Annotated in this window: 23 protein-coding genes; 10 read left to right on the top strand and 13 right to left on the bottom strand. The window is 65.6% G+C overall.

Going from position 1 to position 22,151, the window contains the following annotated elements; all coding sequences use genetic code 11:
* Nucleotides 1–9 precede the first annotated feature (9 nt).
* Both DCO45_RS17035 and DCO45_RS17030 read left to right on the top strand, forming a co-directional pair.
* Complete coding sequence (locus DCO45_RS17035; protein ID WP_116926930.1) at nt 10–906, top strand: dihydrodipicolinate synthase family protein; 897 nt, start codon at nt 10–12, stop codon at nt 904–906.
* A gap of 66 nt (nt 907–972) precedes the next feature.
* Nucleotides 973–1,737, top strand: coding sequence for a DeoR/GlpR family DNA-binding transcription regulator (locus DCO45_RS17030; RefSeq protein WP_116926929.1), 765 nt, complete (start codon nt 973–975; stop codon nt 1,735–1,737).
* Nucleotides 1,738–1,752: 15 nt separating this feature from the next.
* Here DCO45_RS17030 and DCO45_RS17025 read toward each other — a convergent pair whose 3' ends face one another.
* Genes DCO45_RS17025 through DCO45_RS17015 form a run of 3 tightly spaced genes read right to left on the bottom strand, consistent with a single transcriptional unit; the run spans nt 1,753 to nt 4,072 of the window.
* A complete protein-coding gene (locus tag DCO45_RS17025) occupies nt 1,753–2,730 on the bottom strand; it encodes a zinc-binding dehydrogenase (protein ID WP_116926928.1) in 978 nt (325 codons plus the stop codon).
* 11 nt (nt 2,731–2,741) lie between these two features.
* Nucleotides 2,742–3,422 (bottom strand): type 1 glutamine amidotransferase domain-containing protein, encoded by a 681-nt coding sequence (locus DCO45_RS17020; protein ID WP_116926927.1) that lies wholly within the window; start codon nt 3,420–3,422, stop codon nt 2,742–2,744.
* Complete coding sequence (locus DCO45_RS17015) at nt 3,419–4,072, bottom strand: TetR/AcrR family transcriptional regulator (protein ID WP_116926926.1); 654 nt, start codon at nt 4,070–4,072, stop codon at nt 3,419–3,421. The genes DCO45_RS17020 and DCO45_RS17015 overlap by 4 nt, the downstream gene beginning before the upstream one ends.
* Before the next feature lie 366 nt (nt 4,073–4,438).
* Between DCO45_RS17015 and DCO45_RS17010 the strand changes: the two genes are divergently transcribed.
* From DCO45_RS17010 to DCO45_RS16985, 6 genes are all read left to right on the top strand, one after another.
* On the top strand, nt 4,439–4,693 hold the full coding sequence (locus tag DCO45_RS17010; protein ID WP_133248188.1) for a hypothetical protein: 255 nt from the start codon (nt 4,439–4,441) through the stop codon (nt 4,691–4,693).
* Between the two features lie 162 nt (nt 4,694–4,855).
* The gene (locus DCO45_RS17005; RefSeq protein ID WP_116926924.1) at nt 4,856–5,398 is read left to right on the top strand and encodes a Chromate resistance protein ChrB; all 543 of its coding nucleotides are present in this window, start codon (nt 4,856–4,858) and stop codon (nt 5,396–5,398) included.
* A complete protein-coding gene (locus tag DCO45_RS17000) occupies nt 5,382–6,605 on the top strand; it encodes an MFS transporter (RefSeq protein WP_116926991.1) in 1,224 nt (407 codons plus the stop codon). The genes DCO45_RS17005 and DCO45_RS17000 overlap by 17 nt, the downstream gene beginning before the upstream one ends.
* A gap of 230 nt (nt 6,606–6,835) precedes the next feature.
* Nucleotides 6,836–7,162, top strand: coding sequence for a DUF3649 domain-containing protein (locus tag DCO45_RS16995; protein WP_232539315.1), 327 nt, complete (start codon nt 6,836–6,838; stop codon nt 7,160–7,162).
* A complete protein-coding gene (locus DCO45_RS16990) occupies nt 7,159–8,898 on the top strand; it encodes a PepSY-associated TM helix domain-containing protein (protein WP_116926922.1) in 1,740 nt (579 codons plus the stop codon). The genes DCO45_RS16995 and DCO45_RS16990 overlap by 4 nt, the downstream gene beginning before the upstream one ends.
* Nucleotides 8,895–9,227 (top strand): DUF3325 family protein, encoded by a 333-nt coding sequence (locus DCO45_RS16985; RefSeq protein WP_116926921.1) that lies wholly within the window; start codon nt 8,895–8,897, stop codon nt 9,225–9,227. Before DCO45_RS16990 ends, DCO45_RS16985 begins: the two co-directional genes overlap by 4 nt.
* 62 nt (nt 9,228–9,289) lie before the next feature.
* Here DCO45_RS16985 and DCO45_RS16980 read toward each other — a convergent pair whose 3' ends face one another.
* A complete protein-coding gene (locus DCO45_RS16980) occupies nt 9,290–9,778 on the bottom strand; it encodes a hypothetical protein (protein ID WP_116926920.1) in 489 nt (162 codons plus the stop codon).
* 298 nt (nt 9,779–10,076) lie between these two features.
* Between DCO45_RS16980 and DCO45_RS16975 the strand changes: the two genes are divergently transcribed.
* On the top strand, nt 10,077–10,940 hold the full coding sequence (locus tag DCO45_RS16975; protein WP_116926990.1) for a transglutaminase family protein: 864 nt from the start codon (nt 10,077–10,079) through the stop codon (nt 10,938–10,940).
* A 786-nt stretch (nt 10,941–11,726) separates the two neighbouring features.
* Here DCO45_RS16975 and DCO45_RS16970 read toward each other — a convergent pair.
* A complete protein-coding gene (locus DCO45_RS16970) occupies nt 11,727–12,734 on the bottom strand; it encodes a tripartite tricarboxylate transporter substrate binding protein (protein ID WP_116926919.1) in 1,008 nt (335 codons plus the stop codon).
* A 20-nt stretch (nt 12,735–12,754) separates the two neighbouring features.
* Nucleotides 12,755–13,936 carry a M20 aminoacylase family protein gene (locus tag DCO45_RS16965; RefSeq protein ID WP_116926918.1) on the bottom strand — a complete coding sequence of 394 codons (1,182 nt, stop codon included), beginning with the start codon at nt 13,934–13,936 and terminating at the stop codon, nt 12,755–12,757.
* Between the two features lie 128 nt (nt 13,937–14,064).
* Between DCO45_RS16965 and DCO45_RS16960 the strand changes: the two genes are divergently transcribed.
* Nucleotides 14,065–14,973: a LysR family transcriptional regulator gene (locus DCO45_RS16960; RefSeq protein WP_116926917.1), complete on the top strand. Its 909-nt coding sequence runs from the start codon at nt 14,065–14,067 to the stop codon at nt 14,971–14,973.
* 81 nt (nt 14,974–15,054) lie between these two features.
* On the opposite strand, the gene DCO45_RS16955 is transcribed toward DCO45_RS16960, so the two are convergent.
* The 7 genes from DCO45_RS16955 to DCO45_RS16925 form a co-directional block, all read right to left on the bottom strand.
* Entirely contained in the window at nt 15,055–15,681 is a 627-nt protein-coding gene (locus DCO45_RS16955; protein WP_116926916.1) for a LysE family translocator, read from the bottom strand.
* A gap of 164 nt (nt 15,682–15,845) precedes the next feature.
* Nucleotides 15,846–16,223 (bottom strand): DUF4440 domain-containing protein, encoded by a 378-nt coding sequence (locus DCO45_RS16950; RefSeq protein WP_116926915.1) that lies wholly within the window; start codon nt 16,221–16,223, stop codon nt 15,846–15,848.
* 124 nt (nt 16,224–16,347) lie between these two features.
* A complete protein-coding gene (locus DCO45_RS16945; RefSeq protein WP_116926914.1) occupies nt 16,348–18,129 on the bottom strand; it encodes a redoxin family protein in 1,782 nt (593 codons plus the stop codon).
* 29 nt (nt 18,130–18,158) lie between these two features.
* The gene (locus tag DCO45_RS16940; protein ID WP_116926913.1) at nt 18,159–19,181 is read right to left on the bottom strand and encodes an alpha/beta hydrolase; all 1,023 of its coding nucleotides are present in this window, start codon (nt 19,179–19,181) and stop codon (nt 18,159–18,161) included.
* 379 nt (nt 19,182–19,560) lie between these two features.
* Nucleotides 19,561–20,310 carry a response regulator gene (locus tag DCO45_RS16935; RefSeq protein ID WP_116926912.1) on the bottom strand — a complete coding sequence of 250 codons (750 nt, stop codon included), beginning with the start codon at nt 20,308–20,310 and terminating at the stop codon, nt 19,561–19,563.
* Nucleotides 20,311–20,359: 49 nt separating this feature from the next.
* The gene (locus DCO45_RS16930; RefSeq protein WP_116926989.1) at nt 20,360–21,673 is read right to left on the bottom strand and encodes an ATP-binding protein; all 1,314 of its coding nucleotides are present in this window, start codon (nt 21,671–21,673) and stop codon (nt 20,360–20,362) included.
* Nucleotides 21,674–21,706: 33 nt separating this feature from the next.
* A complete protein-coding gene (locus tag DCO45_RS16925) occupies nt 21,707–22,126 on the bottom strand; it encodes an Ohr family peroxiredoxin (RefSeq protein ID WP_116926911.1) in 420 nt (139 codons plus the stop codon).
* Between the last annotated feature and the right edge of the window lie 25 nt (nt 22,127–22,151).

The raw sequence follows: 22,151 nt of genomic DNA, 5'->3' as shown, positions 1-22,151 counted from the left end.
GACAACACCATGGCAAACAAGCAAAAACTCCAAGGCATTCTGACGGCCATCATCACCCCCATGGACGCGGAGGACCGCTTTGCCGAGGCGCCGTTCCGCGAGCAGATCGACCGCCAGATCAAGGCGGGCAACGGCATTTTCTGCGGCGGCACGAATGGCGAATTCTTTGCGCTGACCGAGGGGGAGAAGCGCCGCGTCGCCGAGGTGGCGATGGAGCAAGTCGCTGGGCGCGCCAGCGTGGTCGGCCATGTGGGCGAGGTATCGACGGCCGAATGCATCCGCGCAGGCCGCGAGATTGCCCGCCTGGGTGTGGATGCGGTCGCCGCCATCACGCCCTGGTTTGTGCCGCTGTCGCAGGATGAGCTGCATGGGCATTTCAGCGCGATTGCCGATGCGCTGGAGGTGCCCGTTTACCTCTACAACATCCCCGCGCGCACCGGCAACACCATTGCGCCAGAGACCGCCAAGCGCCTGGCCGCGCACCCCAATATCGCCGGCATCAAGGACAGCGCCGGCAGCCATGAAAGCCTCAGCGGTTTTCTGAAAGTCGCCAAGGAAGTGCCGGATTTTGTCGTGTTCAACGGGCCTGACAGCCTGATCCACCAGGGCTTTGTCGAAGGCTGCGCCGGCGCCGTATCGGGCCTGGCCAATGCGGCGCCGCGCGAGGTCAATGCGATCTGGACGCGCTTTGCCGCGGGTGACATTGCCGGCTCGCGCCAGCAGCAAGAGAGGGTCACCAGCCTGCGCGAGGCGCTCTACAAGGTCTGCTTTGCGCCGGCCGCCGTCAAGCGCGCCGTGCAACTGCTGGGCTACCACGTGGGCAACAGCAAGTACCCTGTGCGCATCAGCGCCGAGCAGGAGGCGCAGATGCGCGAAATCCTGCAGGCCCATGGCATATCGGGTTGAGGCGTTGCGGACTCGGTTAAGCTCTTATCCGTTATCGCTATTGCGCTGTAGCCAGCCACGCATCCCATGAAGGTCGCCAACCGACGAGAGTCCATTTTGCATGCCGTGCATTCGGGCATGACCGATGTCGCCGCGCTGTGCGCGAGGTTTGCCATCTCCGAGGCCACCGTGCGCCGTGACCTGCAGGCGCTGCAGCAGGACGGCCGCCTGCTGCGCGTCTACGGTGGCGCCGTGGCGGCGCCCATCCGCCATGAGCCCGAAGAATCGCTGGAGTTGCGCAAGGTGCATGACGGCGAGGCCAAGGCCGCGATCGCGCGCAAGGCCATCAGCCTGATCGAGCCGGGCGACACGATCTTTATCGATGGCGGCACCACCACCGATGCGCTCGCGCGCCTGCTGCCCAAGGACGATTCGCTGCGCATCATCACCAACAACCTGCTGGCGCTGAACACGCTGAGCAGCCGGGATATCCCCGTCACCTTGCTCGGCGGCGACCTGCGCCGGGGCAGCATGAGCGTCTACGGGTCGCTCGCCGACATGGCGCTCGAGCGCCTCACATTCGACAAGGTGTTTTGCAGCGCCGATGGCATCGATGCCGAGTTTGGCGTTTGCGAAGGCTCGATCGAGCAGGCCTGGTTCAAGGAAAAGCTGTTCCGCCGCACGCGCGAGGTCTATCTGCTGGCCACTGCTGAAAAGCTGGGCCGCAAGTCGCAGATGAACTGGTCGCCCATTCACCGCCAGTGGACCCTGATCACCGATGCCGCGCCCGAAAGCCATGCCGTGCAGGCTTTTGGCAACCACCCCTTTGTGACGGTGGTGCCGGTCGCCTGAGGGCATGGGCCACCGTCAAGGTTTGAGCAGTACCTTACCCTTGCGGCCTGGTTGCAGGCTGGCTGTGGCCGCTTGGGCGGCATCGCCCAGGTCATAGATGGCCTCGGCCGGCAGCTTCAGCTCACCACCCACAATGCGTTGGATCAGCTCAGTGATCAGGCGGCGTTTGTCCTGGGCGGACAGCGCCTCGCTCACCTTGCTGCCCCAAAAGCCTTTGACGGTGGCCTGCTTGAAGATCATCGCGCCCGAATCAATCTGCATCGGCTCGCCGGCCATGGTGCCAAACGACACCAGCGTGCCGCCTTCGCCGAGCAAGGCCAATAGCGCTGCGCTGGATGCACCGCCAATGGAATCGACGGCGGCGTAAGCACCTTGGGGGCCGAGCAGCGCGCTGGCGCTGTGCTTCCAGTCCGCTTGCGCGGTGGACAGGACATTGGCAATGCCCAAGTCACTGAGCTCCTGCACACCTGCATCGCGGCGCACCAGGTTGAGCACCTGCACGCCGCGTGCGCTGGCCAGCATGGCCAGGGTCTTGCCGACGGCGCCATTGGCCGTGTTCTGCGCAATCCATTGACCGGGTTGCACGTTCAAAAACTCCAGCAGCATCAAGGCACTGAGCGGCATGGCGATGAGCTGGGCGGCTACCTCATCGGGAATGGCCTCGGGCACGGGCACCAGCAGGCGCGCGGGCGCCAGAAAGTACTCGGCCCAGGTGCCGTGGACGCCGGCTACCGCAACGCGCTGCCCCAGCGTGACGCCTTCGACGCCAGCGCCGAGCGCATCGATCACGCCCACGGCCTCGCTGCCGCCAATGGCGGGCAGCTCGGGCTTGTAGCCGTAGCGGCCACGGATGGTCCAAAGATCATGGTTGTGGATGGGGGCGAGCAAGGTCTTGATGCGAACCTCGCCGGCGGCGGGTTGGGGCATGGGCTGCTCGCCCAGGGTCAGGACTTCGGCGGGCTCGCCAAAGGTGGAGTGAATCGCACTGCGCATGGGGGCTGTCCTTATTGGGCCAGCATCGACAGCAGGGCCTGGGCCACGGCTTCGCTGCTGGCGGGGTTCTGGCCGGTGACCAGGCGCCCGTCGACCTCGACATGCACCTGCCAATCCGGGCCCTTGTGGTAGTCGGCGCCCTGACGGATGAATTCATCTTCAATCAAAAAGGGCACCACGGCAGTGAGGCCAACTGCGTTTTCTTCGCTGTTCGTAAACCCCGTCACGCGGCGGCCTGCCACCAGGGGCTGGCCATCGGCGGCCTTAACTTTGATGAGGGCGCCCGGCGCATGGCAGACCAGACCCAGCGGCTTGCCTGCGCGCTCAAAGGCCTCCAGCAGTGCAATCGATTTGGCGTCATTGGCGAGATCCCACAGCGGGCCATGGCCACCGGGGTAGAAGACGGCATCAAAGTCATCGGCTTGGATCTGGGCCAGTGGCGTGGTCGCTGCCAACGCGGCCTGTGCCTGCGGGTCCTTACGGAAGCGCTCGGTGGCGGCAGTCTGGGCATCGGGCTCGTCGCTCTTGGGGTCCAGTGGCGGCTGGCCGCCCAGCGGGGATGCGAGTGTGATTTCGGCGCCTGCGTCCTGGAATACGTAGTAGGGCGCGGCAAATTCTTCCAGCCAGAAACCGGTCTTGCGGCCTGTGTCGCCAAGACGGTCGTGCGAGGTCAGTACCAATAGAACTTTCATGGGGACTCCTTGGGGGATGAAGGGAGGGGTTGGGGAGAGGAGAGGGTGGATGCGTTGCAGGTCAGCAAATGCACGGTGGCGGCCCGCGCTTGCACCAGAAACGATCGGTCCTGGCTCAGCTTGGCCAGCAGCGCCGCGCCCAGCCACATCTGGTAGAGCACACGCGCGACCACCAGCGACGGCGGGCCCGCAGGCAGCGAGCCATCGCTGCGCGCCTCGTCAATGACGGCAGCGATCCTGGCCAGCAGCCGCTGCACGCCGCCATCGAGCACCTGGCGCATTTCTTCGGACAGGTCAGCAACCTCGGCCGCGAGCTTGACCACCAGGCATTCTTCGGCCCAGCCGCAGTGCGCATCGCCGGGCGCTGCGATCCAGGCGTCCCAGTAGCGCATCAGGCGTTCATAGCCCGTGCCATCGGCTGCCAGCAGGCTATCCACCTTGCGGCCATAGCCTTCGACATACTGCAGCAGCAACGCGCAGCCAAAGGCCTCTTTCGACGGGAAGTAGTGGTAGAACGAGCCCTTGGGCACGCCGCAGGTCTTGAGGATTTCCTGCAGGCCCACCGCTGCAAAACCTTTGCGCAGCACGAGCTGGTTCCCGGTGTCGAGGATGTGCTGGCGGGTGGCTTGCGCTTTCTGGGTCAAGGTCATGGGCTCGATGTTAGTAAAAAATAGACCGGTCGTCTAGTAAATCTGAAAATACCCCAAACGCGGTGTGGGTTGACCGTTGCAGAGGTGGGAGCGGTTGCCGACAAGGCACTCCACACGCGACCCCCCAGGCGTCTGTCTCGGAGAAGCATCTTCATCTTCCCAGATGGTGGTCCATGCTGTCGCACCGGTGGCGCGCCTGCTGTCAGCCATTGCCGCAAGTGACTGTCATTGGGGGCTGTATATGAAACAAGCAGGTACTGCTATGCTATGTTTGTGACAGCTGCAGGATGACAACATCTGACCGGTCGGAGGCTGGTGTGTTGCAAACCTGATTTTTCATGGCGATGCGCCCGCAGAGGAGGCCGTATGAGATCCCGTGCAAAGTCTTTGTCGGAGCTGCAAATCACCGTGGTTACCCCGGACCAGATCAAGCTGTTCAAGATGGCTTATCTCGCAGGGGTCACCGATGCGGCCGCCATTTTTGATGCCGACAGTGCGCTGGTCGCCAGCGACGAGGTGGCCAAGCGTATCACCCGGGCCTTGGACGAGGCCGTGGCCTCTTTCGAAGACGATTTCCTCTCGGTCGGGCCTTGCGATCTGGCGCCAGAGTCCGATACCTAGTGCCGCGCACAGCCCCCCAGCCAGCCCCGCTCGCGGGGCTTTTTGACGCCTGCATGCCGCGCAGGACTTTGCGCAGGGGTCATAGAAAATTCATCTGACACAGCTGTTAGGAGTTGTTCGTCCATCTTAAAATGAAACGGTCGTCACAAATTAGGATGATCGATGGATTCCATCACATGGTTGCTGCTGACCTATAAAGTCCCGGCCGAGCCCACAGCCAAACGCATGGCGCTGTGGCGGCGCCTCAAGGCCCTGGGGGCCGTGTACCTGCAAAACGGTGTGTGCCTGCTGCCCAAGACCGATGACCATGTGCGCCGGCTCAAGGTGCTGGAGAACGACATTGCCGCGATGGACGGGGACTGCGTGCTGCTGGAGACCATTGCGCTCGACCGGCGGCAGGAGGACAAGGTCATCACCCGCTTCAAGGCCGACCGCGACGACCAGTACCGCGAACTGTTGGGCCGCTGCCAGGATTTCGAGGCCGAGATCGCCAAGGAGATCGCGATCGAGAAGTTCACTTATGCCGAGCTGGATGAAGAAGAGACCGACCTGAAAAAACTGCAGGCCTGGTACGAGAAGATCCGCAAGCTGGACTTTTACGACGCGCCGCTGGCAGTGACGGCGGCCGAGCGCCTGCAGCACTGCGAATCCTTGCTGGAGGCCTATGCCCAACGGGTGTATGACGCGCATGACGAAAACCGTTGAAACCCCCGAGCCCGCAGCGGACAGCGCGTTGCAGCGCGGCGCACGCGCAGTGCCGCGCAGCGTCTGGGCGCTGGGCTTTGTCTCGATGCTGATGGATATCTCGTCCGAGATGGTGCATGCGCTCTTGCCGATCTACATGGTGGCGGTGCTGGGCACCTCGGTACTGGCGGTGGGCCTGATCGAGGGCATCGCCGAGGCCACGGCCTCCATCGTCAAGGTGTTTTCCGGCGCGATCAGCGACCGCTTTGGCAAGCGCAAGCTGCTGGCCGTGCTGGGCTATGGCCTGGGCGCACTGACCAAGCCGGTGTTTCCGCTGGCAGGCGGCCTGGAATGGCTGGTGGGCGCGCGCTTTGTGGACCGGGTGGGCAAAGGCATTCGCGGCGCGCCCCGTGATGCGCTGGTGGCCGATGTGACGCCACCGCATTTGCGCGGCACCGCCTACGGTCTGCGCCAGACCCTGGACACCATCGGCGCCTTTACCGGGCCCTTGCTGGCCATCGGCCTGATGTGGTGGACGGCGGACAACTACCAGCTGGTGTTCTGGCTGGCGGTGCTGCCCGCGTTTGCGGCGGTGGCGGTGCTGGTGTTTTTTGTGAAAGAGCCCGTAACGCCGATCGCCCAACGGCCGCGCCAGCTGCCCTTGCGCAGGCGCGAGCTGCAGCGTTTGCCCCGGGCTTACTGGGTGGTGGTGGGCCTGGGCCTGGTGTTCACGTTGGCGCGGTTCAGTGAGGCGTTTTTGATTTTGCGCGCGCAGTCGGCCGGCCTGCCGCCCATGTGGGCGCCTGCGGTGCTGGTGGTCATGGGGCTGGCGTACGCGCTGTCGGCCTATCCGGCCGGGGCGCTGTCGGACCGCCGCCCCCGGCAGGATGTGCTGCTCGCCGGCTTGTTCTTGCTGGTGGCCGCCGATCTGGTGCTGGCCTTGGTACCCGGTGTGCTGGGCCTGGGGCTGGGCGTGGCGCTGTGGGGCCTGCATATGGGTTTTAGCCAGGGCCTGTTCAACGCGATGATTGCCGACAGCGCGCCGGCCGAGCTGCGCGGCACGGCCTTTGGCATTTTCCATTTGCTCACCGGTGTGGCCTTGCTGCTGGCCAGCGTGATGGCCGGGCTGCTCTGGGATGCCATTGGCTACCAGGCCACCTTTGTCTGCGGCGCGGCCTTTGCGCTGCTGGCGGCGCTGGGGCTGCTGCTGCAGCGCGGGCGGGGTTGAGCAGCCGGTCAAATTCAGCGCTGGTGGTTTGAGACGGCCCTTCGGGGCCGTTTTTGACGTGAATGCCTGCGGATGGTGCTCAGCCGCAGCTTTATCGATGTCCAAACATTTATCAAGACTCATTCTCATTTAAAATACCGCGCGGCACTGCCAGGCCTGCGGTATCACAGGCATGCTCAGGCGCCCCGGGCCATGCCGCTGTGGCGGGCCCTGTTCACAGGATGGTCAAGATGCAAACAGCCCCCACCCCCCCACCTGCAGCCGGCCTGCTGGGCTACCGCACGCGTGTCGCGTCGCGGGCCATCGCCGCCATTGGCGGCGGTTATGCCTTGGCAGCGGCTTCTGCCGCAGCGGGGGCCGTGGGCTTTCAAACGCTGGGCATGGCCCGGGTGGATGCGACGATGGCGGCCACGATGCTGGCCTTTGTGGTCTACGCGATCGCGGCGATGTGGGCCTTTGCCTGTGCAACGGCCGTGCGCGCCTGGCTGGGCATTGCGCTGCCAGCGGCGGCCCTTGCGCTGATCGCCTGGGTGCTGGCGCCGGGAGCAGCGGCATGAGGGTCGACGGCAAACCCGAGGGCCTGCGGCAGTCGATGGCCTGGTTGCATACCTGGAGCGGGCTGCTGCTGGGCTGGCTGCTGTATGCGGTGTTCTTTACCGGCACCTTGAGCTTTTTTCGCAATGAGATCACCGACTGGATGCGGCCCGAGCTGCACCAGTCCGTGCCCGATGCGGATACCGCCCAGCGCGGGCTGGATGCCATGCAGGCCATGGCGCCCAAGGCTACGACCTGGACCTTGTCGCTGCCCAATGAACGCCAGACGGCGATCGAGGCCTCCTGGCGCGAGCCCGGTGCTGCGGCTGGCCGGGCAGGGACCCAGCGCGCCACCTTGGATGCCGGCACCGGCGAGCAGCTGCAGCCGCGCGAGACGCGGGGCGGCAGCTTCTTGTACCGCTTCCATTTTGAGCTCTATGCGATGCCGCGCATCTGGGGCCGCTGGATCGTGGGCTTTGCGACGATGCTGATGCTGGTGGCCATCATCAGCGGCGTCATCACGCACAAGAAGATCTTCAGCGACTTCTTCACCTTCCGCCCACGCAAGGGCCAGCGATCCTGGCTCGATGCGCACAATGCCACGGCCGTGCTGGCGCTGCCTTTTCACCTGGTGATCACGTTCAGCGGCCTGGTGCTGCTGATGAACATGCTGATGCCCTGGGGCGTGCAGACCGCCTACAGCGGCGACAGCAGTGCCTATTTCTCCGAGCTGCGGGGCAACCGCCAGGCACAGCCGGGCGCGGGCAATGCCAATAGCGGTAATGGCCCGCGTGAGGGCGGCCGTGCCAGCCGCGAGGCCAATGCCGATGCCGATGCCAATACGCCCGTCGCAACCGTCGCAATGGCACCCGTGGGCCCGATGGTGGAGGCAGCGTTGCAGCAGTGGCCGGTGCATGGCGTGGGCAGCATCACCGTCAATGAACCCGGCACTGCCCGCGCGACCGTGGAGCTGCGCGAGGGTGGGGGCTCCAGCCTGGTCAACCGGGGCGCGGCATCGACCTTGCTGTTTGATGGCGTGAGCGGCGAGCCGCGCCAGGCGCCAGAGGCCGCTGCCATCTCCTGGCCGCGTGCGACCAGCAATGTCGTATCGAGCCTGCACCTGGGCCGCTTTGCCGAGCCGCTGGTGCGCTGGCTGCTGTTCTTGAGCGGCGTGGTCGGCACCACGATGGCAGCCACCGGCATGGTGCTCTGGGTGGTCAAGCGCCTGCCCGAGCGGCGCAAGCTGGGCCGCACGCCCCATGGCCACCGCCTGGTGGAGGTGCTCAATGTGGGCGCGATCGCCGGTCTGTCGGTCGCCACGGCCTCGTTCTTCTGGTTCAACCGCTTATTGCCTGCCGATCTGGTTGGCCGCAGCGATTGGGAGATTCGCGGCTTCTTTACGGTGTGGGCGCTATGCCTGCTGCACCCCCTGCTGCGCCCGCACCGCCAGGCCTGGCGCGAGCAGATGCTGCTGGCCGCCGTGCTGCTGGCCTTGTTGCCGCTGCTCAATGGCCTCAGTGGCGGTGCATGGCTGCCCCAAAGCATTGCGCATGCGCAGTGGAGCATTGCCGGTTTTGACTTGATGATGCTGGCGCTGGCCGCCTTGCATGGCTGGGTCGTGTGGTGGCTGGCGCGCAGTGGGCAGACTGCGACCCCTGCAGCGCGCCAACCGGCAGCCGCTGCCAAGCCAGCCGCCACGGATACCGGTTTGCTGGCGCCGCATGCCGCCGTGGCCAGCGCGATGGAGCAGCAACGATGATCCCCATCGCAAGTCTGCTGTGGGCCTTTGCCGGTTTTGCGGCGCTGGCGGCCGCCATGGACCGCCATGAGGAACCACTGGGTACCGCCGCGCTCGCCGCCACGCAGCGCCATGGCTGGCAGGCGGGCGGCAGCGCCTTGCTATTGCTATCGCTGATGGCCTGCTTGCAGCGCTGGAACGCCTCGGTCGGCATCGCCGCTTGGCTGGGCCTGCTGACCTTGGCCGCGATGGCCTGGGGCCTGGTGCTGACCTATGCGCCCGAGCGCGCCAGTCGCTTGGCCTTGGCTGCCGCAGCCTCGGGGCTGCTGGCAGCGGCCATCGCCTACTGAACGCACAACGCCGCGCCAGGCAATGGCCTGGCGCGGCGTTGTTGTCTCAAGGGCAGTCTGTTTTAGCCCTGGTTAGTCTGCTTGTAGGCGCGGTTGGCGCGTTCCCACGCAGCCTTTACAGCAGGCTCAGCCTCTGGCCAGCCCAGGCGGCTTTGGGCACGCTCTTGCTGCCAGCGGCGCTCCCAGTCGCTGCGCGCATCGTCCCAATCGACCAGGCCATCACGCACCGACTGGTAGCCGGCGCGGTAGGCTGGCGCATAGTCGTCATAGGTATAGCCTTCGGCAAAGTAGGGCTCGCGCTGGTAGGCGTCGGCCCAGTAGGCATCCTCGGCAGTAGGGTTGACGGCCTCGGCAGCGCCCTTGCCGGCCAGGCCGCCAATCACGGCGCCCACGACACCGCCCACGGCGGTGCCGACAGGCCCTGCGACCGAGCCTGCAGCCGCGCCGGTCAACGCGCCACCGGCGGCACCAATGCCAGTGCCAATGGGGTGGGCTCCGGGCTCATCGGTGATGGGATCGGGGTTGAGTTTGGGATCTTGAGGATGGGTCATGCTGCGCTCCTGGGTTTGGTGGAGGACTTGGGTCCTGGTGCTTCCATGGTGCGGCGCTGACCGCGACCGGGCCGTAGGACAAGCGCAGCAGCGCTGGTACGACGGGCCTGCGCGGGGCTGTCACCACCGCCTTGCAGCCAGGTAGCGGCGGACCACAAGGCAGCAGGGCGTTTGCCTGACAGACGGCGTCTGCATCTGGCTGCACACTGGTTGCAGCGCAGCCGTTTGCCACTTGGATGCGGGCTGGATCTGCCCCCAGCCAGGAATCTTCCTCAACGATGGCCCAGAAGCCCACGCCATGATCCGATTGCAGTATTCTTTGGAGCTTGCCTATACGGTGCTGACCCCCAGCGCCGACTTTTTCTTCAACTTCCACCCCGCCTTCACCCCGCAGCAGTCGGTGGTGCAAGAGCACTTGAGCGTCAACCAGGCCGGTGCCACCTGGCAGCTGCAGCAAGATGCCGACGGTCAGCGCAGCCTGCGGCTGCAGGCGCAAAGCGGCCCGCTCCAGCTCAACTACCAGGCCACCGTCGAGATGCGCCACTACAGCGACGACCCCGAGAGCATTGCCGAGGTGCCGCTCTACCAATTGCCGCTAGAAGCGCTGCGCTATATCTACCCCAGCCGCTACTGCCAGTCCGACCGGCTCGCCGCCTATGCCTACGATCTGTTCGGCCAACAGGCCCCGGGTTATGCGCGTGCCCAGGCCGTGTGCAACTGGGTGCAGCAGCATGTGAAGTTCCGCTCCAACAGCAGCAGCGGTACCACCTCGGCCGTCGATACCTTGGTCGAGTGCGTCGGCGTTTGCCGCGATTTTGCGCACCTGATGATTGCCATGTGCCGCGCCATCAACCTGCCTGCCCGCTTTGTGACAGGCACCGATTACGGCGCCGACCCGGCCTTGGGTCCGCCCGATTTCCATGCCTATGTCGAGGTCTACCTGGGCGGGCGCTGGTACATGTTTGACCCTTCAGGTACCGCCATTCCGATGGGCATGATGCGGCTGGCTACCGGCCGTGATGCCGCCGATGCGGCGTTCGCGACCATCTTTGGCGGCGTCACCAGTGATGCGCCGCGCATCGAGGTGGTCGCTGAGCACGATGGCGGGCAGTGGCAGCTGCCGGTGCACACCAGGCAGGGCCTGTCAACGGCGCTGGTCTGAGCTGGAGCGCCACCCGCGCAACTGCCTTGATACGGCGCAAAGACCTGCCAGTGCGCCTGGCAACCGTGTGGCCCAAAAAAAATGCCGCCCCAATGGGGCGGCAGTGCATTCAAGAAGAAAGCCGATCCTGTCAAACAGGGTGTCCATGCAAATCAAGAGAGGGAGGGAGGGTACGCATGAACTCGGCGAAAGCGATGGTCAAATTCTAGGACGGCTATTGGCGCCCAATAGGGGAATGCCTGGAGCAATCGTCAGCAATTGACAAAAAAAGAGCCCGCATGACTGCGGGCTCCAAGGTCGTTTTCCTTTTCTTCTACTTCTACCTCCCTCCAGAGGAATCGAGATCATATGTCAAAACTATGACTGTTGAATAATCATAAATTCAACAAATGTCAGCTTTTCGAAAGCTTAGCGGATTCCAAGCAGACATCCACCCGGGTCATGCTAAATGCTATCAAGTGGTCGAATCAATAAATAGTTCAATGCTTGCCTGCGAGCTCGCAGGGTTTCCCACAACATCCGCGTCAAATCAAGGGATCGGACGCCCCGCTGGTTTGTGGCAATCGTTACTGAATGCATTGCCTGTTAGCACGCAGTTGGCGCAACTGATTGTTGGTGGTGCAATATTATGTACTAATTTCGACAGCGAAAAGCGGCATGCTGCCCAGCGGGTGACAGCATGCCGCAGCCCTTGTGCGCCACAGTGCGGACTAGATGGCGCCATGGGGGAGGGGTTCATAAGAAGCAGGCCAGCCTGCGATGCAAGGGCTGGCGTGAAAGGCAGACTCAGGCCATGGGCTTGCGGCCCACTGTGCGGATCAGCTCACCCACGCGCAGCAGGTACTGGTCAAAGGCCTGGTTGGCAGCAGCCTGGCTGCCGGTGGGCTGGGCAACGGTGCGGCCTTCGGCCTCCAGGCGGGCGCGGATCTCGGGGTTTTGCAGCGCCGCGCCAATGGCATTGCGCAGCAGGCTGACCCGCTCTGCCGGGCAGCCTTGCTTGACAAAGTAGCCGCCGCTGATGGTGTAGGCAAAGTCAGGCAGCTGCTGGCTTTGGCCGATGAGCGGGATATGGGCCAGCGGCGTGGGCAGTTCCTTGGAAAAGCTGGTGACCACCTTGAGCCGGCCCTGGGCCTGCATCGCATCAAAGCTGGTCTGGTAAGGCAGGATCGCCAGGTCCACCTCGCCACCGGCCACGCCTTGCAAGGCGGGGGCGCCGCCCTTGTAGGGCACATGCAGCAAGGGCGCCCCCACGCGCGTGGCCAAGGCCTCACCCATCAGGTGGTAGATGGAATCAATGCCCACGGTGGCATAGGTGAGCGGTTTGGCGCTGCTTTGCTTGGCCAGCGCAATCACCTTGTCCAGTGAATCGGCCTGCAGCCCATTGCGGGCCAGCAGCACGATATGCGCTTCGCTGATCGGCGCGACCAGGCTGAAATCCTTAGGGGTATAGCGGGCCGAGGGGTTGAGCATCGGGGCCAAAAACACCTCGTTGATCGAGCCATGGAAGAACGTATAGGCGTCGGCCTGCGCGCTCAGGACCTTGTTGGCGCCAATGAGGCCGGTGCCGCCGCCGTAGTTCTCGACCACGACCTGCTGCTTGAGCGTCTTGCCAATGGATTCGCCAAAGATGCGTGCGGCGGTATCGCTGGCGCCGCCAGCGGGGTAAGGGACGACCAGCGACAGAGGCTTGCTGGGGTAGCCATCGGCGGCCCAGGCCGGTTGGGTGGCCAGCCACGGGGCGCCTGCCAGCACGCTGGCGTATTGAAGGAACTGGCGGCGATGGGTTGCGGTCATGGTGCTCTCGCTAGGTGGGTTTATTGCAGATAGCTGTGTGCCAGGCTGGCCCAGAAGGCCGCGCCGATGGGCAGGGCCTTGTCATTGAAGTCATACAGCGGGTTGTGCACCATGCAACCGCCGTCCTGCCCCAGGCCATTGCCCAGCCGCACATAGGCGCCGGGGCGGTGCTCCAGCATGTAGGCAAAGTCCTCGCTGCCCATGACCGGGCCGCGCGTGACCACGTTGTCGGCGCCCAGCAGTTTTGCGGCCACTTCGCGGGCACGCTCGGTCTGCGCGGCATGGTTGACCAGTACCGGGTACTTGCGCTCGTAGAGCAGATCGGCCTGCAGCTGGTAGCTCTGCGCCTGGGCGCTGACAAAGTCGCGCAGCCGGGTTTCGATCTGGTTGCGCACCTCGGGGTTGAGCGCGCGGATGCCGATCTTGATCGTCGCGCTCTCGGGCACGATGTTGTAGGTGGCGCCCGCCTGGATGGAGCCCACGGTGATGACGGCCGATTTGAGGGCATCGACCTCGCGGCTGACCAGCGACTGCAGGCCCAGCACGATGCTGGCAGCGGCCTGCATCACATCGATGCCATGGTGGGGCATGGCGCCGTGCGCCGAGCGCCCGGTCAGGGTGACGGTGGCACGGTCAAACGAGGCCATCGCCGGGCCGGTGATCATGCCGATCTGGCCCACCGGCAGGCCCGGCGTGTTGTGCAGCGCATAGATTTCATCGCAGGGGAACTGCTCGAACAGGCCGTCATCGACCATGCGCAGCGCGCCGCCTTCGTTCTCTTCTGCTGGCTGAAAAATCAGGTTCAGGGTGCCGCTGTAGTCCACCGATTCGGCCAGGTAGCGCGCCGCGCACAGCAAGATGGCCGTGTGGCCGTCGTGGCCGCAGGCATGCATCTTGCCGCTCAGGGTGCTGGCATAGGGCAGGCCGGTTTTTTCCTGGATCGGCAGCGCATCCATGTCGGCACGAATGCCGATGCTGCGGCTGCCCTGGCCTTTTTTGAGGCGGCCCACGACGCCGGTGCTGCCCAGGCCCCGGTGTACTTCATAGCCCCAGGACTGCAGGCGCTCGGCCACCAGGTCACTGGTGCGCAGCTCTTCAAACGCCAGCTCGGGGAAAGCATGGATCTGGTGGCGGATGCCGACAAACTCAGGCGCAAGGGCCTGTACGGCAGATAGCATGGAGGGTTTGATAGGTGCGTTCATGGTGGGGCCGTCACAAAAAAGTCAAACCATTATCGAAACTGCCATCCGTCGCGTCCATGACAACGCCGGCAATCAAACGTTGCAAGAATCGCAACAATTGGCGGAGGCAAGCGATGTTGAACTTGGGGATGGACGATGTGCTGGACCGCAAGCGGGCGTTGTGCCTGCTGCAGATCATGGAAACCGGCTCGGTGCGCGGCGCCGCTGAGGTGCTGGCCGTGGACCCGTCGATGGTCAGCCGCACGGTCGCCCGGCTGGAGCAGGACACCGGCCTGGTGCTGCTGGAGCGGCGCGGCCGGGGCGTGGTGGTGACCGATGCCGGCCGCATGCTGGCACTGTTTGCCCGCCGCCAGCAGGACCTGCACGACACCTTTGTCGCCGAGGTCAACAGCCTCAAGAACGCCCAATCCGGCCATCTGGACCTGGTGCTGGGCGAGGGCACCCTGGACATGGTGATGGGCCCGGTGCTGCAGGATTTTGTGCGGGCCCATGGCGAGGTGCGCTACCACATCAAGGTGGCCGGCACCGAAGAGGCCGTGCAGTGCATTCTGGAGGACCGCGCGCATATCGGCATCGTGTTCCAGCCGCCGGCCGATGCGCGCCTGCGTTCCCACCATGCCCGGCTGGCCCCCGTGCGGGTGCATGTGCGCAAGGGCCACCCGCTGGCCAGCCACCAGGGCCCGTTGAGCCTGGCCGATCTGGCGCCTTACCCGGGCGCGGCGCTGGAAGAATCCTTTGGCGTGCGCAAGCACATCCAGGCCGCCGAGCTGGAGGAGAACATCCGCCTGCAGCCGATGCTGACCACCAACTCCTTCAAGGTGCTCTGGGATTTTGCGGTGATGGGCCTGGGCTACATCATGACGCCGCGCTCCATTCCGCTGCAGGGCGTAGCGCTCGATACGCTGGTGTCGCTGCCGCTGGCCAGCCCGGTGCTCAACCACAGCCAGCTGCATGTGGTCACCCGCAGCGGCCGGCCGCTGTCGCCGGTGGCGTCGCAATTGCTGCGCCATATGCTGGCGGCGTTTTCTGCGGCTTGATGTGGCGCCGCGACGGGACGGGCGGTGCAACGGGGCAGCGCAAGCGGGCGGCCTACCGGCCGCAAGCCTCGGCTCTGAGCCTTAACCTGGCCGCCGCGCCAAGAGCGCCCAGACCCCGGCGGCTGATAGCAGGCCACCCCCTGCCATGTTGAACCAGCGCAGCGACCTGGGTGAAGACAGCAGCTTTCTGGCAGACGATGCAAAGGCGGCATAGAGCGTGGCGTTGAGGGTGGCCATCACGACAAAGGTGATGGCCAGAATCCAGAGCTGGCGCGCAAGCGGTGCCTCGGCGCTGATGAACTGCGGCAGAAATGCCACGAAGAACACAATGCCTTTGGGGTTGAGCGCCGTGACCAGGTAGGTGTTGGCAAACAGCTTCCAGCGCGAGCTGGAGACAGGCGCATCAGCCAGCTCGGACGGCGAGATGCCGGCGCGCAACAGCTTGATGCCCAGGTAGAGCAGGTAGAGCCCGCCTGCCCATTTGACGGCGGTGAACCACCAGGCCGACGCCGCCAAGAGCGCCCCCAGCCCCAGCAGCGACACCACCAGCGCCGTCGAATCGCCAAGCGCCACTGCTGCGACGAGCGGTACATTGGCGCGGCGCCCCTGGGCCATCGAATAGCTGATGACCGTGAGAATCGTCGGTCCCGGAATGATGAGCAGCAGGGCAGATGCTGCGACAAAGGCAAACCACAGTTCGATCGGCATGGAGGCTCCTGGTGGCAGAGGGGCAAAGGGGGGATGGGGCGGGAGTCACGCGCAGGGTACTGGCGACTATGTTGGTGAGCGGGCACTGGCGCTGTGCCATGGTACGGCGAATTGCCCCCGGGCGCTGTCTGTAGAGCGTCGCTGCCTGGCTAACCTGCCACCGGCTACCAAATGTCCTGGGCTGGTGTGCCCTGGTGGTAGCGCAGCTGCCAATGGCCATCTGTCAGCAACCAGATCGACGAGCGCAGCGTGTGCTTGCTGCGCAGGCCCTGCGCGTCGCGCTGCGTGCTGCGGTAAGTGAGCAGCGCCACACCGGGGGCCAGCTCGGTCGCGGCATAGCCGTCTGCCACGATCTCGGCGGCGTCCGATTCGTTGCGCAGCGCCTCCAGCACCTGCTCTCGGGTATAGCGCTGGCCGGAGCGGCCTGTCTCTTCAAAGGCCGGGTGCAACAGTTGCGACACGCGCCCGGGCTGGTTGCGGATCTCCGGGCGGTGGAGCAGGGCCTCCTGTTGTGAAAGCTGCTGTGTCAGGGTGGGGTCCATGCGCGCGTGCCTGTGGGTGTTTCTGGTGCTGGTGCTGGTTGCCAGTGAGGGGCAATAGGCATCCTAGCAGGCGCGCCATGCCTACCCACATGCACCAGCACGAGCACTGGTACGAGGACCAGCGCTAGCCAAACGTAAACGCATAGCCCTGCGCACCCGCATCCAGAAACTCGATCTCCAGCCTGCGCTGCTTCACCGCGCCTTGCTGGCGCACCAGCTGGTAGAGCCGTGTGGCATCGACCTGGCCGTAGCCCTGGGCGTCGACATCGCTGCCGTGGTGGCTGCCCGGGGGCTGGCCATCGATGGTGATCCGGAACCGCAAGGGGCCGGCACCGGCAGCGCCCAGCACCAGGTTGGCATCGCGGGCCTCAAACCGCAGCGCCAAGCGCCCGCCCGCCTCATTGGCTTGCACCAACTCGGGCATCAAGGTCCAGTTGCCCTGCAAGGTCCAGGTGTTGAGGCGCAGCGACGCGGGCTGGTAGTCTGCCGCCTTGTCGGGGGCGGGGCGGCCTGCCAGGCGCAGGCTGCCGCCTTTGTCATAGCCCAGGTAGAGCTCCGGGCTGCGCAGGCTGGCGGTGTCGGCGGCCATGCCCAGGCCCTGGGTGTCGGGGGTGACGCTGGCATTGACTTTGGCGTTGTTGGCAGGCGCCGTTGCAGCCGATGGCGCTTGGGCTTCGCGCAGCAGCTCGTTGAGCGCACGCTCGGTGGCCGCATAGCCGCCTTCGCCAAACTGGTGGTGGCGCACCCGCCCTTGGGCATCCACCAGGTAGAGCGCGGGCCAGTACTGGTTGTTAAAGGCGCGCCAGATGCGGAACCCGTTGTCCTGCACGACGGGGTAGCTGATGTTGAGCTGCTGCAAGGCCTTTTCGACATGGCGGCGGTCCTTCTCGAACGCGAACTCGGGCGCATGCACCCCCACCACGACCAGGCCGCTATCGGCATACTTTTGCGCCCAGGCCTTGACATACGGCAGGGTGCGCAGGCAGTTGACGCAGGAGTAGGTCCAGAAATTGACCAGCACCACCTTGCCGCGCAGCGTGGGGATGGACTGCGGCTCGGCGTTCAGCCATTGCGTGCCACCCTCCAGGCTGGGGCGGGTCGATTCCACCGGCAGCGGGCTGGTGTAGTGGGCGCTGTCGCCGACCGGCGCTGGGGTATTGCCCGCCCGCTCGGCCGCTTGGGCCGAGGGCATGGCCGCTTGCAGCAGGCTGCTTTCCAGCCCGTTGCTGCCCAAGCCGGCCCACCCACCCGACTGTGCGAGCAGGCGGCTGTCCAGCCCGGTGGCCACGGCCAGCACGGCCGCCAGCATCGCGGCGCCAGCGGCGCGCCGGCCGCGCTCGCCCGGTAACCAATGGACCCGCAGGCGTGCCAGGGTGCCGGCGCTGATGCGCAGGGCCGCCCACAAGGCCAGGCCGGAACCGGCCGCATAGCTCAGCAGCAGCGCGCTGGTGGCGGTGCCCGGCCCCGCCAGTGCGGCACCGGACAGCAGCAGGCCCAGCACCGGGCCGGCGCAGGGCGACCAGATCAGACCCGTGGCCACGCCCAGCAGTGCCGAATGCAGCCAGCGGCGCTGGATCTGTTGGGCAGCCAGCTTTTGTCCGATCTGCACCAGCGGCCGGCTCCACCAGGCAGCCAGGCCAGGCAACAGTAGGGACGCTGCAAAAACGCCCAATGCGAGCAGCGCCAGGCCTCGGCCAAATTGGCTCAGCTGCACCGCCCAACTACCGGCTGCGGCGGCCAGCGATGCGGCGGCCGCAAAGGCCAGCGCCATGCCGATCAAGAGTGGCAGGCTGCCGTGGCGGCTGGGCTGGCCCTGGCGTGCAAAGACAAAGGGCAGAACGGGCAGGATGCAGGGGCTCAGCACGCTGAGCACCCCCGCGACAAAGGCAGCAAGGTACAAGGCCATGGCAGCTCCATTGGTGGCTGGTTGGGGGGTTACAGGCGGGTGACGTCGATCACGGCCTGGGCGAAGGCCGCCGGCGCCTCCTGGGGCAGGTTGTGGCCAATGCCGCCCTCCAGGTTGCGGTGCTGGTAGGGGCCGCTGAACTTGGCCGCATAGGCAGCTGGCGCGGGGTGCGGCGCGCCATTGGCATCGCCCTCCATCGTGATGCTGGGTACGGCAATGCGGGGCGCGCTGGCCAGCCGGGCCTCCAGCGCATCAAAGCGCGATTCGCCCGGTGCCAGGGCAATGCGCCAGCGGTAGTTGTGCACCACGATGGCGACATGGTCGGGGTTGTCAAAGGCCTGGGCGCTGCGCTGGTAGGTGGCATCGTCAAACTGCCATTGGGGCGAGGCTTGCTGCCAGATAAAGCGGTTGAAGGCAGCAGGGTTGGCGGCATAGCCGTCGCGGCCCCGGTCGGTGGCGAGGTAGGACTGGTACCACCAGGCGTATTCGGCAGCGGGTGCCTGGGGCTTGGCATTGGCCTGCGGGTTGCCGATCAGGTAGCCGCTCACCGAGACCAGACCACGCACCCGCTCGGGCCAGATCGCCGCCATGATGCAGGCAGTGCGCGCGCCCCAGTCAAAGGCGCCCAGCACCGCCTGGCCAATGCCCAGCGCATCCATCAGCGCAATGATGTCCTGGGCAACTGCGCCTTGCTGGCCATTGCGTGCGGTGCTGGCGGACAGAAAACGCGTGCCGCCGTAGCCGCGCAAGTAGGGCACGATGACACGGTAGCCCGCTGCCGCCAGGCGCGGTGCCACATCGACAAAGGCATGGATGTCATAAGGCCAGCCGTGCAGCAGGATGGCGACGGGGCCATTGGCGGGGCCCGCTTCGGCGTATTCCACCCGCAGGTCGCCGGCATCGATCTGCTTGAGCGGGCCAAAACCCGTGGCGCCGCTGGGGCTGGCTGCGCGCGCGCTGCTGGCCAGCAAGCTGCCCATGGGCGCCAGGGCCAGGCCCAGGGCGGCATGGCCCAAGAAGCTGCGGCGGGAGGAGGTGGTGATCGGGTTCATGGAGGGCCTTTGCTTGGTGAAGATGGTTGGATAGCTGGGCGCCGAAACTTGTGTGTCTTGGCTGTCAGCTAGTAGACCGCCGCCATGTATGTGGCATGTGTCATGCGCACCCCCCAAATGCATGGCCGTGTAGCAAGCGGCGCGGGCAGATACACAGCTATACAAAGCAGTGATGGCCGACCCCGGAAACGCCACCGCCACCTCAAAGGTGGCGGTGTTGGGGGTGGTGGGGGGTGCTCGGGCGTTTTAAGCGCGGGGCCCGCGCTTGCGCAGCGGGGTGCTGCTGCTGGCCAAGGGGCAGGGCCGGCCTGCGGGCGAGGCGATTTCAGCAGCCGCACATCCCAGCAAGAACATGCATGTGTACAGCCATTTGCGAACCCTAAACATCCTGGGCCTCCACCTGAGCGGCAAACACATAGCCCTCGCTGCGGACGGTCTTGATATAGCGCGGCTCGCGGGCGTCGTCGTTCAGGCACTTGCGCAGGCGGCTGATCATCAGGTCGATGGAGCGCTCAAACAGCTCGGCCTCGCGCCCCTGGGTGATGGACAGGATCTGGTCGCGGCTGAGCACCTTTTGCGGGTGGTCCACCAGCACGCGCAGCAGCCGGTATTCGGCGCCGCTCAGCGACACCATCACGCCATCCTGGTCCAGCAGCACGCGCTCCACCGTATCGAGCCGCCATTCGCCAAAGGCCAGAAACCGCGCCTCCTCGCTGCTGCGCATATTGGGTGGCAGCATACGGGTGCGCCGCAGCACCGATTTGATGCGCGCGAGCAGCTCTCGCGCGGCAAAGGGCTTGGGCATATAGTCATCGGCACCCATCTCCAGGCCCAGCACCCGGTCGGTCTCATCGCCGCGTGCGGTCAACATGATGATGGGCGTGGTCTTGAACTTGCCGGCGCGCAGGTCGCGGCACAGGGTCAGCCCGTCTTCGCCGGGCAGCATCAGATCCAGGATGATGAGGTCAAACGGGCCGGCGGTCTCCAGCAGCTGCCGCATATGCCGGCCCGTGGGCGCCGTGGTCACGCGCAGGCCATTTTTTTGCAGGTAGGCGCTGACCAGGTCGCGGATATCCCGGTCGTCATCCACCAAAAGAACGTGGTCGCTGGCAGGGGAGGTGCTTGTCATGGCAGAAGGTGGCGGTGGTGTCAGTGGATGTCAGGTGATATGGGTGGTATCAGCGGGTGGCCGGCAGCTGCAGGCTGGCGCGCAGGCCGCCTTCGGCGCGGTTGTGCAGGCGCAGCGTGCCGCCCAGCGACAGGCTCAGCTGGTGGGCAATGGCCAGGCCCAAGCCCGAGCCGCCGGTGTCGCGGTTGCGCGAGGCCTCCACCCGGTAAAAGGGCTGCAGCACCGCAGTGAGCTGTTCCTCGGGGATGCCGGGCCCGGTATCGCAGACATCGATGTAGCAATGGCCCGCTTGCAGGCGCAGATGCACATCGGCGCGCTGGCCGTACTTCAGCGCGTTGTCGATCAGGTTGCCCAGAATGCGGCGCAGCGCATGGGGGCGGGTGTGGATGGGCTGGCCCGCAGCGCCATCAAGTGTTACCGGGCTGCCGATGTCGGCATAGTCATTGACGATGCTGCGCAGCAGCGCATCCAGGTCCAGGCGCCGCACCTTCTCGTCGGAGCCTTGCAGGGTCTTGGCGTAGTTGACGCCTTCGTGCACCAGGCTGCGCATGGCCTCCAGGTCCTGGCGAAACTTGTCGGCATCGGGCATGTCGTCCATCAGGTCCACCCGCAGGCGCATGCGCGTGATGGGGGTCTGCAGATCGTGCGAGATGGCAGCGAGGATCTGCATGCGCTCGTTCAGGTAGCCGGCGATGCGCTGCTGCATGGCGTTAAAGGCACGCGCAGCGCGCACCACCTCGGCCGGGCCTGCTTCGGCGACGACGACGGGCAGCAGGTCCGGCCCCAGCTGGTCGGCCGCTGTTGCCAGCCTCTCCAAAGGCCGGGTGACCACGCGCACTGCCAGCCAAGCCAGGCCCGCCAGCACCAGCAGTTGGCCTGCGAGCAGCCAGGTGACCCAGCCCGACACGGGCATAGGCACACGGCGCGCGACGATGTAGAGCGGCGAGCCATCGCTCAGCCGCAGCTGCATGCGCACAGCATCGGGCCGGTCGCCCAACTGGCCCATCGCCAGCACCGGAAAAGGCTGCAAGGCATCTGCCACCACCTGCGCAAAGCGGGCCAGCGCCGGGTCGGTGGGCGCGGCGTTGCTGACCGCACCTTCCAGAGAAAAGCTGTAGTTGGGGCGCTCGAGCTTGGGGAACCAGTCCTGGCGCTCGCCCGCCGGCAGCCGGTCGATCAGCGCGACCGAGCTGGCAATATCGCGCTCGACCCCGCTGATCATCAGCCGCATCAGCGCCTGCTCACGTTCATGGCGAATGGCCATATAGGTGAGCAGCTGGGCGACACCCATGCCCAGCACCACCAGCAAGGCGACGCGCGCCAGCAGGGTGGAAGGGACAAACCGTTGAAGAATGCTGCGCATGGAGGTCAAGCCGGGTGGGGAGCCAAGAGGCGATCAGGCCACGGAAAGATCGACCTGGATATTGCCGCGTGTCGCCTTGGAATATGGGCAGATCTGGTGCGCCGCCTGCACCACGGCCAGTGCCTGGTCATGCGCCACGCCGGGTACCTTGACGTTCAGGCGCGCGGCCAGCGCAAAACCCTCGGCGTTTTGCACCAGGTCCACCTCGGCTTCGACCGCCAGGTCTGCTGGCAGCTTGACGCCCAGCGTCTGTGCCGCCCGCGCCATCGCGCCCATAAAGCAGGCCGACCAGCCCGCCGCAAACAGCTGCTCGGGGTTGGTGCCCGTGCCTGCCGTGCCAAACTGGGTCAGGCGGATATCCAGATGCCCGTCATCGCTGCGCGATGCCCCGGAGCGGCCGCCGGTGGTCGTCGTGCGGCCGGTGTAGAGAACCTTGTCTTGTGCTGCGCTCATGGTCAAATCCTTGTGGAGGTGCTGT

It is taken from the genome of Comamonas sp. JNW, from assembly GCF_003105075.1.
Taxonomy (GTDB): domain Bacteria; phylum Pseudomonadota; class Gammaproteobacteria; order Burkholderiales; family Burkholderiaceae_C; genus Comamonas; species Comamonas squillarum.
The sequence above is the reverse complement of the archived record's forward strand: the minus strand, read 5'-3'. Positions and strand labels throughout refer to the sequence as shown.

Coding starts and splice junctions, on each gene's coding strand:
- DCO45_RS16990 (WP_116926922.1), top strand. CDS start 7,159: ATGAGGGTCGACGGCAAACCCGAGGGCCTGCGGCAGTCGATGGCCTGG.
- DCO45_RS16950 (WP_116926915.1), bottom strand. CDS start 16,223: ATGGACCCCACCCTGACACAGCAGCTTTCACAACAGGAGGCCCTGCTC.
- DCO45_RS17000 (WP_116926991.1), top strand. CDS start 5,382: ATGACGAAAACCGTTGAAACCCCCGAGCCCGCAGCGGACAGCGCGTTG.
- DCO45_RS16955 (WP_116926916.1), bottom strand. CDS start 15,681: ATGCCGATCGAACTGTGGTTTGCCTTTGTCGCAGCATCTGCCCTGCTG.
- DCO45_RS16985 (WP_116926921.1), top strand. CDS start 8,895: ATGATCCCCATCGCAAGTCTGCTGTGGGCCTTTGCCGGTTTTGCGGCG.
- DCO45_RS16925 (WP_116926911.1), bottom strand. CDS start 22,126: ATGAGCGCAGCACAAGACAAGGTTCTCTACACCGGCCGCACGACGACC.
- DCO45_RS17005 (WP_116926924.1), top strand. CDS start 4,856: ATGGATTCCATCACATGGTTGCTGCTGACCTATAAAGTCCCGGCCGAG.
- DCO45_RS16980 (WP_116926920.1), bottom strand. CDS start 9,778: ATGACCCATCCTCAAGATCCCAAACTCAACCCCGATCCCATCACCGAT.
- DCO45_RS16930 (WP_116926989.1), bottom strand. CDS start 21,673: ATGCGCAGCATTCTTCAACGGTTTGTCCCTTCCACCCTGCTGGCGCGC.
- DCO45_RS16975 (WP_116926990.1), top strand. CDS start 10,077: ATGATCCGATTGCAGTATTCTTTGGAGCTTGCCTATACGGTGCTGACC.
- DCO45_RS16965 (WP_116926918.1), bottom strand. CDS start 13,936: ATGAACGCACCTATCAAACCCTCCATGCTATCTGCCGTACAGGCCCTT.
- DCO45_RS16935 (WP_116926912.1), bottom strand. CDS start 20,310: ATGACAAGCACCTCCCCTGCCAGCGACCACGTTCTTTTGGTGGATGAC.
- DCO45_RS16995 (WP_232539315.1), top strand. CDS start 6,836: ATGCAAACAGCCCCCACCCCCCCACCTGCAGCCGGCCTGCTGGGCTAC.
- DCO45_RS16960 (WP_116926917.1), top strand. CDS start 14,065: ATGGACGATGTGCTGGACCGCAAGCGGGCGTTGTGCCTGCTGCAGATC.
- DCO45_RS16945 (WP_116926914.1), bottom strand. CDS start 18,129: ATGGCCTTGTACCTTGCTGCCTTTGTCGCGGGGGTGCTCAGCGTGCTG.
- DCO45_RS16970 (WP_116926919.1), bottom strand. CDS start 12,734: ATGACCGCAACCCATCGCCGCCAGTTCCTTCAATACGCCAGCGTGCTG.
- DCO45_RS17010 (WP_133248188.1), top strand. CDS start 4,439: ATGAGATCCCGTGCAAAGTCTTTGTCGGAGCTGCAAATCACCGTGGTT.
- DCO45_RS17025 (WP_116926928.1), bottom strand. CDS start 2,730: ATGCGCAGTGCGATTCACTCCACCTTTGGCGAGCCCGCCGAAGTCCTG.
- DCO45_RS17035 (WP_116926930.1), top strand. CDS start 10: ATGGCAAACAAGCAAAAACTCCAAGGCATTCTGACGGCCATCATCACC.
- DCO45_RS17015 (WP_116926926.1), bottom strand. CDS start 4,072: ATGACCTTGACCCAGAAAGCGCAAGCCACCCGCCAGCACATCCTCGAC.
- DCO45_RS16940 (WP_116926913.1), bottom strand. CDS start 19,181: ATGAACCCGATCACCACCTCCTCCCGCCGCAGCTTCTTGGGCCATGCC.
- DCO45_RS17020 (WP_116926927.1), bottom strand. CDS start 3,422: ATGAAAGTTCTATTGGTACTGACCTCGCACGACCGTCTTGGCGACACA.
- DCO45_RS17030 (WP_116926929.1), top strand. CDS start 973: ATGAAGGTCGCCAACCGACGAGAGTCCATTTTGCATGCCGTGCATTCG.